At 61.1% G+C, this 16,030-nt stretch carries 13 protein-coding genes; 6 read left to right on the forward strand and 7 right to left on the reverse strand.

Going from position 1 to position 16,030, the window contains the following annotated elements:
* Window positions 1-162: 162 nt before the first annotated feature.
* Window positions 163-1,137 carry an aliphatic sulfonate ABC transporter substrate-binding protein gene (locus P3T21_RS02170; RefSeq protein ID WP_429254276.1) on the forward strand — a complete coding sequence of 325 codons (975 nt, stop codon included), beginning with the start codon at window positions 163-165 and terminating at the stop codon, window positions 1,135-1,137.
* A gap of 103 nt (window positions 1,138-1,240) precedes the next feature.
* Here P3T21_RS02170 and P3T21_RS02175 read toward each other — a convergent pair whose 3' ends face one another.
* On the reverse strand, window positions 1,241-2,533 hold the full coding sequence (locus P3T21_RS02175) for an acyl-CoA dehydrogenase family protein (RefSeq protein WP_429254277.1): 1,293 nt from the start codon (window positions 2,531-2,533) through the stop codon (window positions 1,241-1,243).
* A gap of 23 nt (window positions 2,534-2,556) precedes the next feature.
* On the opposite strand from P3T21_RS02175, the gene P3T21_RS02180 reads away from it, so the two are divergent.
* Window positions 2,557-2,742 carry a hypothetical protein gene (locus tag P3T21_RS02180; protein ID WP_429254278.1) on the forward strand — a complete coding sequence of 62 codons (186 nt, stop codon included), beginning with the start codon at window positions 2,557-2,559 and terminating at the stop codon, window positions 2,740-2,742.
* A gap of 22 nt (window positions 2,743-2,764) precedes the next feature.
* Here P3T21_RS02180 and P3T21_RS02185 read toward each other — a convergent pair whose 3' ends face one another.
* From P3T21_RS02185 to P3T21_RS02210, 6 genes are all read right to left on the reverse strand, one after another.
* Entirely contained in the window at window positions 2,765-3,787 is a 1,023-nt protein-coding gene (locus tag P3T21_RS02185) for an ABC transporter ATP-binding protein (RefSeq protein WP_429254279.1), read from the reverse strand.
* On the reverse strand, window positions 3,784-4,776 hold the full coding sequence (locus P3T21_RS02190; RefSeq protein ID WP_429254280.1) for an ABC transporter ATP-binding protein: 993 nt from the start codon (window positions 4,774-4,776) through the stop codon (window positions 3,784-3,786). The genes P3T21_RS02185 and P3T21_RS02190 overlap by 4 nt, the downstream gene beginning before the upstream one ends.
* Before the next feature lies 1 nt (window position 4,777).
* A complete protein-coding gene (locus P3T21_RS02195) occupies window positions 4,778-5,710 on the reverse strand; it encodes an ABC transporter permease (RefSeq protein WP_429254515.1) in 933 nt (310 codons plus the stop codon).
* A gap of 4 nt (window positions 5,711-5,714) precedes the next feature.
* A complete protein-coding gene (locus tag P3T21_RS02200; RefSeq protein ID WP_429254281.1) occupies window positions 5,715-6,650 on the reverse strand; it encodes an ABC transporter permease subunit in 936 nt (311 codons plus the stop codon).
* Between the two features lie 18 nt (window positions 6,651-6,668).
* On the reverse strand, window positions 6,669-8,285 hold the full coding sequence (locus P3T21_RS02205) for a peptide ABC transporter substrate-binding protein (RefSeq protein ID WP_429254282.1): 1,617 nt from the start codon (window positions 8,283-8,285) through the stop codon (window positions 6,669-6,671).
* Between the two features lie 129 nt (window positions 8,286-8,414).
* Window positions 8,415-11,105: a TonB-dependent receptor gene (locus P3T21_RS02210; protein ID WP_429254283.1), complete on the reverse strand. Its 2,691-nt coding sequence runs from the start codon at window positions 11,103-11,105 to the stop codon at window positions 8,415-8,417.
* Between the two features lie 1,076 nt (window positions 11,106-12,181).
* Here P3T21_RS02210 and P3T21_RS02215 point away from each other — a divergent pair.
* The 4 genes from P3T21_RS02215 to P3T21_RS02230 all read left to right on the forward strand — a co-directional run bounded on the left by P3T21_RS02215 (window position 12,182) and on the right by P3T21_RS02230 (window position 16,020).
* On the forward strand, window positions 12,182-12,793 hold the full coding sequence (locus P3T21_RS02215; RefSeq protein ID WP_429254284.1) for a MotA/TolQ/ExbB proton channel family protein: 612 nt from the start codon (window positions 12,182-12,184) through the stop codon (window positions 12,791-12,793).
* Window positions 12,794-12,814: 21 nt separating this feature from the next.
* Window positions 12,815-13,234: an ExbD/TolR family protein gene (locus tag P3T21_RS02220; RefSeq protein WP_429254285.1), complete on the forward strand. Its 420-nt coding sequence runs from the start codon at window positions 12,815-12,817 to the stop codon at window positions 13,232-13,234.
* A complete protein-coding gene (locus P3T21_RS02225; protein ID WP_429254286.1) occupies window positions 13,231-14,001 on the forward strand; it encodes an energy transducer TonB in 771 nt (256 codons plus the stop codon). The genes P3T21_RS02220 and P3T21_RS02225 overlap by 4 nt, the downstream gene beginning before the upstream one ends.
* A 189-nt stretch (window positions 14,002-14,190) precedes the next feature.
* Entirely contained in the window at window positions 14,191-16,020 is a 1,830-nt protein-coding gene (locus tag P3T21_RS02230) for an extracellular solute-binding protein (protein ID WP_429254516.1), read from the forward strand.
* Window positions 16,021-16,030 lie beyond the last annotated feature (10 nt).

Genomic DNA, 16,030 nt, shown 5'->3' on the forward strand with positions numbered 1-16,030 from the left:
GAAATAGCCTTTCTATAGACGTTCAATGATGCCTGAGCGATCGCGGCAAAGTATCGCAACGCGATCTAATTTCTCTCCATATCGATCGATGAAATGCGTATTTGGACGGCGCGAAATTGTTTCTATAGTCGGGGACCCTTTGTTCGTCATGGATCCCTTCCTATGCGCTTCTCTTTTGCTGATCTCTCTCGTTTGCGACGGCTAACCGTAACGCTTCTTGTCATCGGCGGCGTGCTTTCAGCGAGCGTCGCGCAGGCGAATGAAACGGTGTCGATCAGCTATCAGCGTTCTTCGACCCTGTTCATTCTGCTTAAGCGCACGGGCGCGCTTGAAAAGAAACTCAATGCACTGGGTTATGACGTCAGCTGGCATGAATTCTCGGCGGGGCTGCTGCAATCGCTGAACGCGGGTAGCGTTGATCTTCACGCGGACGTAGCAGACGCGTTTGCACTTTTCACACAGGCGGCTAACGCGCCTCTTACGTATTACGCTGAAGAAACCTCTGCGCCAACGGCGCAGGCGATCATCGTGCCGTCCGATTCGCCCATTCACACGGTCGCGGATCTGAAGGGAAAGCGCGTTGCCGTAGCGAAAGGATCAGGCTGCAATTTTTTGCTGCTGGCGGCACTCGCTAAAGCCGGATTGACGATTAACGATATACAGGTGCGCTACCTTGAAGCGCCCGATGCGCTGGCCGCATATCGCGGCGGAAACATCGACGCATGGGTGATCTGGGACCCGTTTCTCGCCGCGCAACAGCGCGAAACGCATGCGCGTGTAGTGGCGGACGGCACAGGCGGTGTCGCGCAATACAACCGCTTCTATACCGCCACGACGTCGTTTGCCGAAAAGCATCCGGACGTGTTGCGCGCCGTGTTCGACGAATTGAACGAGACGGGCAAGTGGGTCAAGGCGCATCCGCAGGAAGCTGCACAGATTCTCGCCCCGCTGTGGGGCAACATTCCGGCGCCGACGGTCGAACTGGCGAACAGCCGGCGCAGCTATGACATCGTGCCCGTCAAACGCGACCAGCTTGGCGAGCAGCAGCGCATCGCCGACACGTATCGCTCGGCGGGCCTGATTCCCAACGCGTTGAAGGCCACGGATATCCGCATCTGGACACCGACGGCAAAATGATTGCGGCAAGATGGCGGAATGCCATCTGTCTTCACCTGTCTGTAGATATAAACGCTTTGGCCCGCGAAACGCGGGCCAAAGGTCGCTTCAGCCTTGACTCGACTCAGGCATTTCTCGCTACGCCAAAGCGCTCGTTGTTCGGCGTGCCATTCAGATAGAAATTGCCAATGGTGGCTTCGCGGATGATCGCCGGATTGTGCGATGCGAGCACGCGCGCATTGCGCCAATGCCGGTCGAAGCGGCGGGTTTCGCTGGTCGCCGACGCTCCGCCCACTTCAAACAGGAGCGTCGTCGCCTGCAACGTTTGCTCGATGACGATCTGCTGCGCCTGAAACACCTGGATTTCCAGCTGTATGTACGTGTCTTCGTTTGCGCGACCTTCCGCGCGAGCGGTTGTCACGTCGTCGAAAGTGCGGGCGAGCGCGGACGTGATGCTCTGCGTCGAATACGCGAGACTCGCGAGCCGGCCGACTACGCGATGCACGAGCGGATTGTCGCGCGGGCTGGACTCGCCTGGAATACCGAAAGTGCGTGTCCGCCCCTGCGCAAACTCGACCGCGTCGCGCAACGCTGCGCGTGTAATGCCCGCGAGGTTCGCGATGTGCAAGGTCTGGTAGTACGCAGTAAGCAGCGTGTTGCGACGCGGCTCCGATGCGTTGAAGCGGCGATAGAGGTTCTCGTCTGCAACACGCACGTGGTTGAAGCGCGTCGTGCCGCTGCCCGTGAGGCGCTGTCCGAAACCATCCCAGTCGTCGATGCGTTCGAGCCCTGGCGTATCTGCTTTTACCAGGACGCGCACGTCGCTTTGTCCGTCGTGCGCGGCAACGTCGACCCAGTCAGCGTAGAGCGTGCCTGTCGTGTAGTACTTCTCGCCATCGAGATACCAGCCAGCATCGGTGCGGCTGACACGCACACTGTTGTTCGTTACGCCCGTACGTTCGGAAACAGCGCCGCCGATAATCTGTCCCTGGACGATCTGTTTGAACCAGTGGTCGCGAAACGCTTCGTCGCCACTTTCAATCTGGAATTCGATAAAGCCGCCGTGCACGCGCAGGATCTGCGGCAGATTCGAATCCGCTTCACCAAGGCGCGTGATCAGGCCAAAGAACGACGTGAGGCTGATCCCGTCCCCGCCATATTGTCCTGGCACGCGCAGCTTTGTGAAGCCGGCCTCGCGCAGCCATTCGACAGGCGCCCAGGCCAGATCGCGGCGTTGTTCGCGCTCGACTGCGCCTTCAGCAATGCGCGCGAAAACGGGCGCAAAGCGTCGGTTCAGATCGTCGTCGCCGAAGCGTAGCGCAGCATCGGCGACTGCGGGTTGTGCGGGTTGATCGGTGAGTGCGTGGGGCGCGGCCCTTGAAGCGGAGGGACGTGCGACAGATTCAATCGTGGACATGGGTTCTCCAGAACGGAATGCGCGTGAATGCAGCGCGCACAAAAATGTCCACGGTAAGCGAGGCGGGTGCTGTGGGGCAACGAAGCATTGCTTCGATTCTTATCGCACTTCGGATTAAAGTCGCAGACCTGCGCATCCAACCCGTCGATACACATAAGAAAAGCAGCGAATATTCGAACGCGCTGGAATTTCCCGGCGAAGCGTGCTGAAGTATCTGATGCGGGCAGCGCCTCAGGTGGCTGAGACCCCGGCCCGAATACACGCGACACGCGTCATCCCCGCACCTCGCACGACGGCTTCCGGGGGCGTTTCACCGCACGCGTCAATCGCATCCGGGCAACGCGTGCGAAACGCGCAACCTGACGGCGGCGAAAGCGGTGAAGGGATCTCCCCCCGCAGCAACAGATGCCGTCGCTGACGCTCAACCGCGGGATCGGGCACCGGCACTGCCGACAACAAAGCCCGCGTATAGGGATGCGCCGGCGTCGCATAGACCTCGCGCTTCTCGCCAAACTCCATCACGCGGCCCAGATACATTACCAGCACGCGATGACTGATCGCCTTCACTACCGCAAGATCGTGCGCGACAAACAGCAATGACAACGACAACTCCCGCTGCAAATCCCGCAGCAGATTGACAATCTGCGCCTGAATCGACACATCGAGCGCCGATACCGGCTCATCGCAGATCACCAGTTGTGGCTCGCCGATCAACGCGCGCGCAATCCCGACACGCTGACATTGCCCGCCAGAAAATTCATGTGGATAGCGCCGCAGATGCTGCGCATTGAGTCCCACCCGTTCGAGCATCGTCAGCACGCGCGAGCGCACGTCGGCGCGCGACACGTCAGGTTGATGCGTCAGCAACGGTTCCGCGACGATCTGTTCGATGGTCATGCGCGGATCGAGCGACGCCAGCGGGTCCTGAAAAATCATCTGCACGTCGCGTCGCAACGGGACGATATCGCGACGCGCGCCCTGCACGGTTTCCGCGCCGCGCCAGCGCACGCTGCCACCGCTCACCGGTGCAAGTCCGACGATCGCGCGCGCGAGCGTCGACTTGCCGCAACCCGATTCGCCGACAAGGCCGACGGTCTCGCCGCGCCGTACGTCGAACGAAACGCCATTCACCGCGCGCAACGTCGCTTTGCCGGACCACGGCAGCTTGCCGCGCGGCACGTTGAAATGCACGTTCAGGTCGTTCACTGAGAGTAGCGGTTCAGTGCTTTCATCGTAAGACACGTTTTGGGTCATGACACTGCTTCCATGATTGCTTCTACCGCGCGGTGGCATGCCCGCCGCGCGCCGGGTACGTCCGCCCGCGCTTCGAGTGGAGGTGGCGATACGCGGCATGCGTCCACGGCGTACGTGCAGCGTTGCGCGAATGCACAGCCCGCACCGAGCTGTCCCGGCAACGGCGGATTGCCGGGAATGGTCCGCAGCGGACGATCGTCGTCGTCAGTGAGGCGGGGCAGGGCGTTCAGAAGACCGATCGTGTACGGATGCGTCGGGGCGGCGAACAGCGTTTGCGCGTCGGCCTGTTCGACGGTGCGCCCTGCGTACATCACCATCACGTCGTCGCACAGGCCGGCCACCACGCCCATGTCGTGCGTGATCAGGATGATCGCCGTGCCACGCTCACGGTTCAGTTCGCGCAGCAACTCAATGATCTGCGCCTGGACGGTGACGTCGAGCGCGGTGGTGGGTTCGTCGGCGATCAGGATTTCCGGTTCCGATAGCAACGCCATCGCGATCATCACGCGCTGTCGCATGCCGCCCGAAAACTCGTGCGGATACATGCCGATGCGGCGGGCGGCGTCGGGAATACGCACGGTATCGAGTGCTTCGATGGCACGGCGGCGCGCTTCGCGGCGTGTGATTCCGCGATGCAGTTGCAGCGATTCCGTCATCTGACGTTCGATCGTCAGGAACGGATTGAGCGCGGTCATCGGGTCCTGAAACACCATGCCGATCCGGTCGCCGCGAATCCTGTTCAATGCTGCGCCGTTCATCGCGAGCAGATCGTCTCCGCGATAGCGCGCCTCACCCGACACCTTGCCGTTGGACGCGAGAAGGCCGAGCAGCGCCATCACCGTCTGGCTCTTTCCCGAGCCGGATTCGCCGACGATGCCGAGCGTCCTGCCTGCCTCAAGCGAGAACGAAACCTGTTGCACCGCGTCGACCGGTGGGCCTTCGCGGCGGCTGAAGCGCACGCTCAGGTTCTTTACATCGAGTAGTGCCATTTCAACGGTCCTTTGGATCGAGTGCGTCGCGCAAACCGTCGCCGACAAAATTCACGCAGTAGAGCGTCACGCACAACATCACGGCGGGGCAGAGCAGCAACCATGGCATCGAGTCGAGCTTCTGTGCGCCGTCTTCGATCAGCACGCCCCAGCTCGTCATCGGCTCCTGTACGCCGAGCCCGAGGAACGACAGCACCGATTCAGTCAGCACAATGGTGGGCACCGTGACGGTTGCATACACAACCACCACGCCGATCAGGTTCGGCACGATATGACGCGCGATGATCGCGCGTGAGCTGACGCCTGTCGCCTTCGCTGCATCGATGAATTCGCGCGAACGCAGCGACAGCGTCTGGCCGCGCACGACGCGCGCCATGTCGAGCCACGAAAACGCGCTGATCGTCAGCACCACCAGATAGAACGCACGTCCGAACAGCGTCATCATCAGGATCGCGATCAGCATGTAGGGAATCGCGTACATCATGTCGACGATGCGCATCATGACCGCGTCGACGCGTCCGCCCAGATAACCGGCAGTCGCGCCCCATGCGATGCCGATGAACCCCGACACCAGCGTGCCGAGCAGGCCGACTTCGAGCGACACACGGCCGCCCACCAGCGTGCGCGCGAGCAGATCGCGGCCGAGTTCGTCGGTGCCGAACCAGTGGAGGCTCTGCCATGTCGGCGGGAGACTGATCGATCCCCAGTCGCTATCGACCGGATTGTTGGGCAGCAGCAACGGCCCCACAAAACACGCGATCACGATCAGAAACAGGATCACAAAACCCGCGAGTGCCGCGCGATTGCGCAGAAAGCGGAGCCACGCGACGGCAAACGGACCGCGCGAATGCGGGGCGGCATTGGCCGCACTGGCAGCAGCGCTAGCCAGAGGCGCCGCAAATGCCCGCGCGGCGCCATTGAACAGGCGGTTCATCATGTCAGTACCGGATACGCGGATCGAGCCATGCGTAGGCAAGGTCGACCAGCAGATTGAACAGGACGGCGACGGCCGTGATCAGTGCGACGAGGCCAAGCACGAGCGTGTAGTCGCGGTTGATCGCGCCGTTCACGACGAGTTGCCCCAGGCCCGGCAGCGCGAAGACGGATTCCGTGACCACCGCCGAGGTGATCGACGAAATGCACAGCGAACCGAGCAGCGACACAACCGGCATCAGCGCCGGCTTAAGCGCATGCCGCAAGACGATCGTGCGTCCCGGCAGACCCTTCGCACGCGCGGTGCGAATGAAGTTGCCGGACAGCACTTCGATCATGCTGCCGCGCATCACACGCGCAATCGTCGACACGTTGATGATGACGAGCAGCACGATCGGCAGCACGCGATAGTGCCAGTCGCCGTCGCCCCAGCCGCCGGCCGGCAGCCAGCCGTGGCCGCTGCTTGTGAGCAGGATGGCGAATATCCACACCAGCACGGGGCCGAGCACGAACGGCGGCACCACGTTGCCAAGATTGCCGAGCAGCATCACGCCGTGATCGATCACGCTGTCGCGGCGCACGGCGGCCACGGTCCCGAGCGCAACGCCCAGCACCAGCGCAATCGGAATCGATATGCCGCCGACGCCAAGGCTCACCGGAAACGCTTTCCACACCAGGTCGCCGACGGACCAGTCCGCGTAGCGAAACGATGCGCCGAGGTCGCCGTGCAGCAGCGCGCCGATATACAGCAGATACTGCTTCCACAGCGGTTCGTCGAGGTGGTACTTCGCGTTCAGGTTGGCGAGCGTCGCCGCCGACAGATGCTTCTCCGAATCAAACGGGCCGCCAGGTGTGAGATGCAACAGCAGATAGCACGCGGTGATCACCGCGAGAATCGTCGGAATCGCCCATAACGTGCGGCGCAACGTGTAAGCCAGCATGGCAGATGCTCCTCGCGGTTAGTGCCTGATGAGGTACATGTCCTGCGACTGGCGCTGGTCGACGTAGTTGATCGACGTATAGCCGCCCACGTAAGACTTCACCAGCCGCACCGCCGAATACTGGAACATCGGAATCAACGGATAGTCGTTCATCGCCATTTCGTGCGCCTGCGTGAGCATGGCTGTGCGATGCGCGTCATCCATCTGCTGGTTTGCCTGATCGACCAGCGTATCGACCTTCGGATTGCAATAACGCTGGTCGTTCTGCACGCTGTTGCAGCGGATCAGGTCGAAGTACGACATTGCGTCGTTGTAGTCGACGAACCAGCCGTCGCGCGAGGCCTGAATCTTGCCGTCGTGGCGCATCTTCAGCAGCACACGGTTCTCGACGTTTTCGAGCTTCACGTTGACGCCGAGCTTGGTACGCCATTCCGACGTGGTAAAGAGCGCGACCTTCTTGTGCAGGTCGTTGGTGTTGTACGTCAGCGTGAACGTCAGCGGCTTTGCATCGGAATAGCCCGCCTGCTTCAGCAGATCGCGTGCGTACTCGACACGCTTTGCCATCGGCCACCCCGCCCAGTCCGGCTGATAGACGGCTGCGCCCTGCGTGCCCTTCGAAATCAGCCCGTACAGCGGCAACTCGCCGCTCGCGGTGAGCTTCGACGTGAGCAGGTTGCGGTCGATCACCATCGACAGTGCCTGACGCACGCGTTTGTCCCTGAATGCGGGGTCGTCGTTGTTAAGCGAGTAGTAGTAGGTGGCGATGAAGAGTCCGGTTTTCAGTTCGCCGGTGAACTGCCGGCTCAGCATGCCGTAAACGCCTGACGGAATCGTATAGGTGTAGTCGAACTGGCCGGCCTCATACATGCGCAGCGCCGTTTCGTCGCTTTCGATCGGCAGGTACGTGACTTTCGTGATCACGACCTTGCTGGCATCCCAGTACTTGTCGCTCTTCGTCATCACGAGGCGGTTGCCCGGCTGCCAGTCGACGAGACTGTAGGCGCCGTCGCTGACGATGTTGCCTGGCCGCGTCCATTCATTGCCGAACTTCGTGACGGCTGCGCGGTTCACCGGGGCCATCGTCGACATCGCAGTCAGCTGCGGAAAGAAGGAAGTGGGTGCTTCGGTCTTGACTTCGAGCGTGTACGGATCGACTGCGCGCACGCCGAGGCTGGTTAGCGGCGCCTTGCCTGCGAGCACCGCGTTTGCATTCTTCACGAACTCGACGAGCACGGTGTATTTCGAACCCGTCTTCGGATCGACGACGCGCTGCCATGAGTACACGAAGTCGGCGGCCGTCAGCGGCTGACCGTTGCTCCAGCGCGCGTCGTGGCGCAGCTTGAAGAGCCATGTGTCGGGCGCGGTACGCGTCCACGATTCAGCAACGCCGGGCGCGACTGCACCTGCTGCATCGATGCGCGTCAAACCTTCGAAGAGATCGAGACCGATCGTATTGCCGGCCCACGATTCGATATGAGCGGGGTCGAGCGATTCGGTTTCGACGGGCATCTGCCGCGTGATTTCCTGGCTCGCGGCGAGTGTCACACCGGGCGGGACGGTCACTGCAAGGGCAAGCTGGGAAGTGGAGAAGGCGAGTGCAGTCAATGCTGCCGACAGGGCGTACTTCGATTTCATTGCGTAGTTCAAGTGGCATCCGGACAAAAAAAGGCCGGCGGTGCACGAGGCACCGCCGCCCATCCCCTTCACAGACACGAAGAGGCAAGAGGAGACCTGCATCACATCGATAAAACCGGCTGCTGCGTATCAGAAGCGATACGTTGCGCCCACCTGGAAGAAGCGGCCCATGTCCGTATACAGCGACTGGTCGTAACCGGTGATGTCCGGCGTGGCCTGCCACTCGACGTCGAACGGCGGCTTGCGGTCGAACAGGTTGTTAATGCCACCGTAGATCGTCCAGTTCTTGAAGCCGCGATACGTGGCCATCAGGTTGAACTGGCTATACGACGCCACCGACAGCGTGCCACCATCGCCAAACTCCGCTGCTACCGCGTTCGTGTACGGACCCGTGTACTGCCAGGTCAGCGACGTCGTGAACTTGCGGTAATCCCAGGTCAGGGTCGTGTTGCCCTTCCAGCGCGGATTCGATGCGCCGAACGGCTGCAGCAGCGCGAGGTTGTTGCCCGCGAAGTCCTGCGTCGGCGATCCCGGGCTGTCCAGCTTGAAGTGCCACACGTACGCCCAGTCGCCTGCCAGCGTGAACGTGCCGTACTTCGTGCCAACCGACTTGCGGAAGTTCATGTCGAAGCCATCGGTGTCCAGCGAGCCGAGGTTGACGAACTGTTGCTGGATGTAGCGAATCGTGCCGTCCGGATTGCGGACCACGATGCCCGGATTGTTCGCTGCCAGCAATGCAACCGGATCGGCAGTGCCGATCACGCCGTCGATGTGGATCTTGTAGAACGCTGCGCCGATATCGGTCGACGTATCCGGCGACAGTTCGAAGCCGATGTTGTAGTTCTTCGTGTGCTCAGGCTGCAGGTTCGGATTGCCGACCGTCTGTTCCGTCGTGAAGTGCTTGGTCGGCGTGCCGCTCGGGTCGTTCGGATCGGTCAGGTTCTGGTGGCCGAGATACACGGACTGTGCGTTTTCCACCAGCGTCGGTGCACGGAAACCACGGCTGTACGACGCGTACGTCGTCAGCATCTGCACCGGCTGGAAGCGCAGCGCAAAGCTCGGCGAGAAGGCACCGCCGAAATCGCTGTAGTGGTCGTAACGACCTGCCTGCGTGAACGTCAGGTTGTGGATGATCGGAATGTCGACCTGGTAGAACGCCGCCGCGACGTTACGCTCGCCATCCACGGTCTGAACGTTTGCAGGCGCGGTGATGCCCTGCGAGGCCAGCGTGCGCGGATTGATCAGTGAGCTTTCGTGACGGAATTCCGTACCGAAACCGAGTCCGACCGGGCCGCCCGGCAGGTTGAACAGGTTGCCCGTCGACGTCTTCGCCGTAACGGCGTCGAGCTTCGAGATGGCCTGCTGGTCGTCGTTCGAGAACGCGCCATTCAGGCCGTTCGGCGTTGCCGCGGGATTGGCGAAGTTATAGACGCCGTTTGCGAGGATGTTTTCAATGCCGTTGACGTTCAGCGCATTCTTGAACGTCGTGTCGACCGTGCTTTGCGAATGGCCATAGTCGACGCCCCAGTCCCAGTCGCCGAATTTCGAGGTCGAGTAAGAACCCTTCACGCCCGTCGACGCTCTCCAGTACGTTGAAACCGTATCGGCTTCAGCAACATTGTTCGGGAACGTCAGGTTGATCGGCGTATCCACGCCGAACGGGTTGAACGGATTCGAACCCGAGACGATGCGCGGCAACGGCGATACCGAACCGGTCGCGGGATTGAAGACGTTGGTCGTCGACGAGATCGAAGCCGGGCCCTGGTACTGCACGGTTTCGTTGCGGCTCAACATCAAGTCCGCGTAGGCCTGGGTGTCGTCGTTGATCTTGAACGTGCCATGCAGCTTCGCGTTCAGTCGCGTCGTTTCCGGCATCAGCGAAGTCACGCCGGCGGGGTTGTACGTACACGATGCGCCGCCCGTGTTTGCGGCGCTGCTTCCCGGCGGGCAGGGGCTCAGTGCAGTGGTCGTGCCGTCGGGCAGCTTCCAGAACGACTGCTGGTTCGGGCCGAGCGGGCCGGCGAGACCGCCGGGGTAGCCGGAGAAGTTCTGCTGGCTCGTCATCGGACGGTCGGCGAGCGACGAACCGCTGTCGCGATACCAGCTCGCGGCGGCCGTCACGTTGAAGCGGTCAGCGTTCAGGTCGCCGAAGCCGCCGAGCACGCTGAACTGACCTTGAGCGTCGCCCGGATGCTGGGCCTTGCCGGCCTGGCCGTCGATCTGCAGACCCTGGAAATTCTTCTTCGTGATGATGTTGATGACGCCCGCGATTGCGTCGGAGCCGTACTCGGACACCGCACCCGTCTTCACCACTTCGATGTGGTCGACAACGTTGAGCGGGATGGAGTTGACGTCGAAGAACGTATCGGTGAAGTTCACCGCCATCGCGTAGTTGGCGACGCGTTGTCCGTCGACCAGCACCAGCGTGTACTTCTCGGAGAGACCGCGTAACGCGAGGCCTGCGCCGCCCGGCGCCGAGCTGTTCATGGTCGATTGCGACCAGCTGCTCGCGGAGTTTGCGGACATGCCGCGCAGGAAGTCGGCGACGGTGGTGTAGCCGCTTTGCTGAATTTCCTTTGCGGTGACGGTTTGAACTTCGATGTTGCCGGTCTTGTCTGACGTGCGGATCAGCGATCCTGTCACTTCGACTTTTTCCAGCTTCGTGGCGGGGGGTGTTGCTGCTGTTGCGCTTGCCGCTGTGGGGGCGGCTGCGCTGTCAGGTTGGCTCTGTGCGTGTGCCAGCGGGATGAACGCTGCTGTCAACACGAGCTCGGCTCCTATGATTCTCCTGATGGCCGAGACCAATCGCTTCTGTTTCACTTGCGCTCCTTCTTGTCGTTGAGGCGACTTCTGTTGAACGATCCGAACGCACCGCGCGAGTCGCGCGTGCGTAGTCGTGCGTGGTGACCAGCGAGTTCTTCGCTGCCGATGTCTTCCGACGTCGTCTCGCACTTCCCGTCCAGGGCGCTTCGCCGATTGTGTCGGACGCGCCTTGGTTATTTAAAGCGAGCGCAGCAAAAGCATGAGATGTGCCATGCGAACCCGCGCGACCTCGCGCCGGGCCGGTAGCGAGCAATTGATTCGCATGCAAACGATTGATTGAATTAGGAAATTCTGGATACCTGACTGCTTCGCGACAGGCGGCGCGACATGGGGTCGCCGTTTCCGCGCGTTTAACACAGTGGATAAAAAGGATTAGTAAAATTGAATTAAATTAGAGTGGTTTATCTAACACCGAATGGTGCGGGAATCGCACCGTAAGAATGCGGAAATTCCGCTTTGGTGCATTGGAAATTTTTAATCCGATATATGGAAATTCACTAAAAAAGTGCGATTGAAAAGCGGTCTATTCGCGGTGTAATGTATGTAATAAAGCGACCGGAGATCCTGGTTAAATGGCTCCATGTCAGGCCACACGGTGCTTTTCACGGATGAACTATTCTGACATGTTGCGTAATGTGGAAGTAAACTATAAGTAATAACGTGGTAATATTGTTGTCTATATTGAGAATAAAAATTGCACCAGTTAATTACAAATTCTCTATCCCGCACCAAAGCGGATATCGTTGCCGCGTTTTAAATCCAGGTAAAACACTCTAATCGGGTTAACTGATAATTATCTTTTGCAAATTGATTTGTTAAATGCGTGCGCGAGCACCGCTGCGGCGAAACGGCCAGCGGCGGCCGGGCGCCGCAACTAAGCGCTTGAAATTGCACAGCAAAGCGTACGGCAGCACGCAGACAACGCGTCCGGACCGCAAGCGGCACGGTTGAACCTGGTACGGCCTTTGCATAGGTGGGGCGCCTTTTTTGCCGGCGACCCACAAGGCGGCCGGTACCCAGAAATCCACCGTTACTCGACGGCCGTTCGAGCCTTGTTCTAATCGGAGTCCGCAGTGCTGAATACCCTCATCAACTACTCGATCCAGTCCATGGGTCTGATCCCTCTCCTCGCGTTTATCTTCCTGATCGGCATCGCCATCATCATCGAGCGCTTCATGTTCTTCTCGCGCGCGGTGCGCGCCGGCAGCACGCTCGAACATGATCTGAAGCTCGTGGATGGCAGCAATCCAGACGCAGCCGCCAAGGTTGCCGCGCACTATAGCCAGACCGTGCAGGGCGAACTCGTGAAGTCGGCGATGAAGGTGAAGGGTAAGAGCGAAGCAGTGGTCGAACGCGAGATCGAAGAAACGATCATGTTCCAGATGCCGCGCCTCGACCGTAACCTGTGGGTGCTCGATACGGCGGTGACGCTCGGACCGCTGCTCGGCCTGCTCGGCACGATCATCGGCATGGTCGAATCGTTCAACGTGCTCGGCAATAGCGGTACGGCTAACCCGAACGGCGTGACAGGCGGTATTGGTCACGCGCTCACCGCTACGGCGTGCGGCCTGACGATCGCGATCATCTGCGTGATCTTCCTGAATTACTTCAACAAGCGCATCCGGATGACGGTCAACCAGTTCGACCTCATCAAGTCGCTGCTCGTTTCGCGTTTCGCTGCCTGACCCGGCACGAGGAGAGAGATCATGCGAAACCATCGCAGCCATTACCTCGGCGGTGAAGAGAAAGCACGCATCGAGATCATCCCGATGATCGACATCATGATGTTCCTGCTGGTGTTCTTCATGCTCGCTACGCTGAAGATGATCCAGGGCGCCGGCATCAAGCTGGACCTGCCGCAGTCGAGTACCGCCGAACAGTTGCAGCAGACCGTGAAGGTGTCGATCGGCGTCACGAAAACCGATCAGCTTTATCTCGACGCGAAAGAGGTTTCGCCGGAAGAGCTGACCACGCATCTGCAGGGCCTCGTTCACGACGCGAAGAAAGTTGACGTCGCCATCGCAGGCGATGAAGGTACGAGCTACAAGAATATCGTCAAGGTGATGGACCTGGTGCGCGCGGCGGGCATCAGTTCGGTTGCACTGGCAACGAACCCGACGACATGAGCTCACCGGCCATCGACATGAAAGATCCGCAACGCCGCCTGCAAGGCGCGCTATGGGCATCGAACGCGCCGACGCATCACGGTCGCATGTCCATGAAGGTCGCCATCGGCGCGGCGCTGCTGGTCGAACTGCTGGTGATTTTCGGGTTGTCGCACGTGAGTTTCCATCAGGAACCGCCACCGCCGCCGAAGGAAATGCGCGTGCAGATGGCGCCGCCTCCGCCTCCGCCGCCGCCTGAAGTGAAGAAGCTCGAGCCGCCGCCCGCGCCGGAGCCGCAGAAGGTGGTGCCGAAACACGTCGAGCCGAAGCCGTTGCCCACGCCGAAGCCGCCGCCTGCGACGCCATCGCCGGCGCCGAAGGAAGCGAACATCGCGGCCGCGGTCAATCCGTCGGCGAACGCGCCCGCGCTCGCGACCGCCAACGCGACACCCGGACCGGCTACTGCCGCGACGGGCGCAGCACCCGTCGCGCCACCCGCGCTTCATGGCGTGGTGGACGGCCGCGGACATTGCAGCTCGGTGCAGCCGCAGATTCCGCGGCGCGCGCTGGAGCAGGGCATCTCGGCGAACGTGATCGCGCATCTGGCGATCAACGCGGATGGTAGCGTCGGCGAAGTGAAAATCGTGCGTGTGACGCCACCCACCTCGGTGTTCAACGAGGCGGTGATTACGGCAGGGCGCGCCTATAAATGCGAGAAGAACGCGGAGCCGTACGTCGGCGAGGTGGAGTTCTCGTTCAAGACCGCGCCTTCCGAAGACGACCAGTAATCCGGCAATCCAGGGAAGGCCCTGTCAAGGCGCGAGCGGCGGCTATCCGCTGCCCTCGCGCGCAACCGAAGGTCCGCGCGCCGGTTACGAACCGGCGCGCATCCTCACGCAAGCAGAATGAAAATACTCGACATGATTCGAGGCCCGCGCGCGCTGCCCGACCCGCATCGATGCGTTGAGGCCGCGCTGATGCTTGCCTGCGCAGTCGTGGCCGCGATATTGCCCGCCGCGCCCGCCGTAGCGAAGAGCGCGATTGCGCAGTACGACGAGCCGAAATATCCGGCTGGCTTTACGCATTTCGATTACGCCGATCCGTCGGCGTCGTCGGATGGCGTGCTCAATTTCCAGAACTTCGACGAAGCGCAGAGCTACGATTCGCTGAATCCGTTTCTCGTGCGCGGCTCGCCGGCGCCCGACGTCCTGCATCTGATGTTCGACACGCTGATGCAGCGCAGCTGGGACGAGCTCGCTTCCGAGTACCCGTTGATCGCCGACGACGTCGAGATCGCGCCGGACGGTTTGTCGGCGGTCTTTCACATCAACCCGAATGCGCGCTTTTCGAACGGCGACCCGATCACGGCCACGGACGTCAAATTCTCGTTCGACACGCTGACGAGTCCGCAGGCTTCGCCGCTCTATAACTCGCAATTCGCCGCGATTCGCCGGGCGACCGTGCTCGATGCGTCGCGCGTGCGGTTCGATTTCAAACGCGCGGAACGCAACGCGCCGCTGATTGCTGGCGACCTGCCGGTGTTTTCAGCGAAGTGGGGCATGCAGCCCGACGGCAAGCACACGCCGTTCGACCAGCTGACGAACGTACCGCCGGTTTCGAGCGGCGCGTATCTGATCGAGCAGCGCAGGAACGACAAGCAGATCGTCTATCGTCGCAATCCGCATTACTGGGCGGCTGATCTGCCGTCGCGGCGCGGCATGTTCCACTTCGCGCGCATCACGTTCAAGCTGTATCTCGACCACTACACGCAGCTCGAATCGTTCAAGGCGGGCGATACCGATGTGGAGATCGAGTACAGCTCGATGCAGTGGGCCCGCAAATACATCGGCAAGAACTTCGACAACGGCATGCTGAAACGCGGCATGTTTCCGAATCACGGCCCGCAGATGCAGGGCCTGATGTTCAATACGCGCAAGCCGATGTTTCAGGACGCGCGCGTGCGCCACGCGCTGGCGTTCGCGTTCGACTACGACTGGCTGAACCGGATGACGTTCTACGGACAGTACAAACGTCTGAACAGCTATTTCGACGACAGTCCCTTTGCGGCTCAGGGCGAGCCGAGCGAAGCGGAGCTTGCGCTGCTCGCGCCGTACCGCGCGAGCCTGCCGGCAAGCGTGTTCGGACCGATGGTCAAACAGCCGGACACGATCGCGCCGCACACGTTGCGCGACAACCTGCGCGAGGCGCGCGATCTGCTCGCCTCCGCTGGCTGGCACGTCCAGGACGGCCAGCTACGTGATGTGCACGGCACGCCGATGTCGATCGAGATTATCGACGATCAGCCCGGCATGGACCGCGTGCTGCTTGCGTATATCCGCAATCTCCAGTTGCTCGGCATCGACGCGCATATGCGTGAAATCGATAGCGCGCTGTATCAGAAGCGCATCGATAACTTCGAATACGACATGACGACGTATATCTACCCGACCGTGACGATTCCCGGCGTCGAGCTGGAGCGGCGCTTCGGTAGCGCGGCGGCAACGCAGATCGGCGCGGAGAACTTCCCGGGCGTCCGTTCGCCGGCAGTCGATGCACTGGTTCACGCGGTATTGCGCGCGAATACGCTCGACGAACTGCAAACCGCGACGCATGCGCTCGACCGCGTTCTCATCAACGGCTACTACATGATTCCCGAGTATTACGCGCCGAATGCACGCATCGCCTTCAAAAACTCGCTCGGCGTGCCAGCGGTTTGGCCGCGCACGTATCAGGCCGAAGACTGGGTGATCGACTACTGGTACAGGAAAGCGCCTTCGGGCGCGGGCCCTGTCGCATCGGTGCAGTGAGGAGACCCGT

This window comes from Paraburkholderia sp. GAS334, from assembly GCF_050436625.1.
GTDB lineage: Bacteria > Pseudomonadota > Gammaproteobacteria > Burkholderiales > Burkholderiaceae > Paraburkholderia.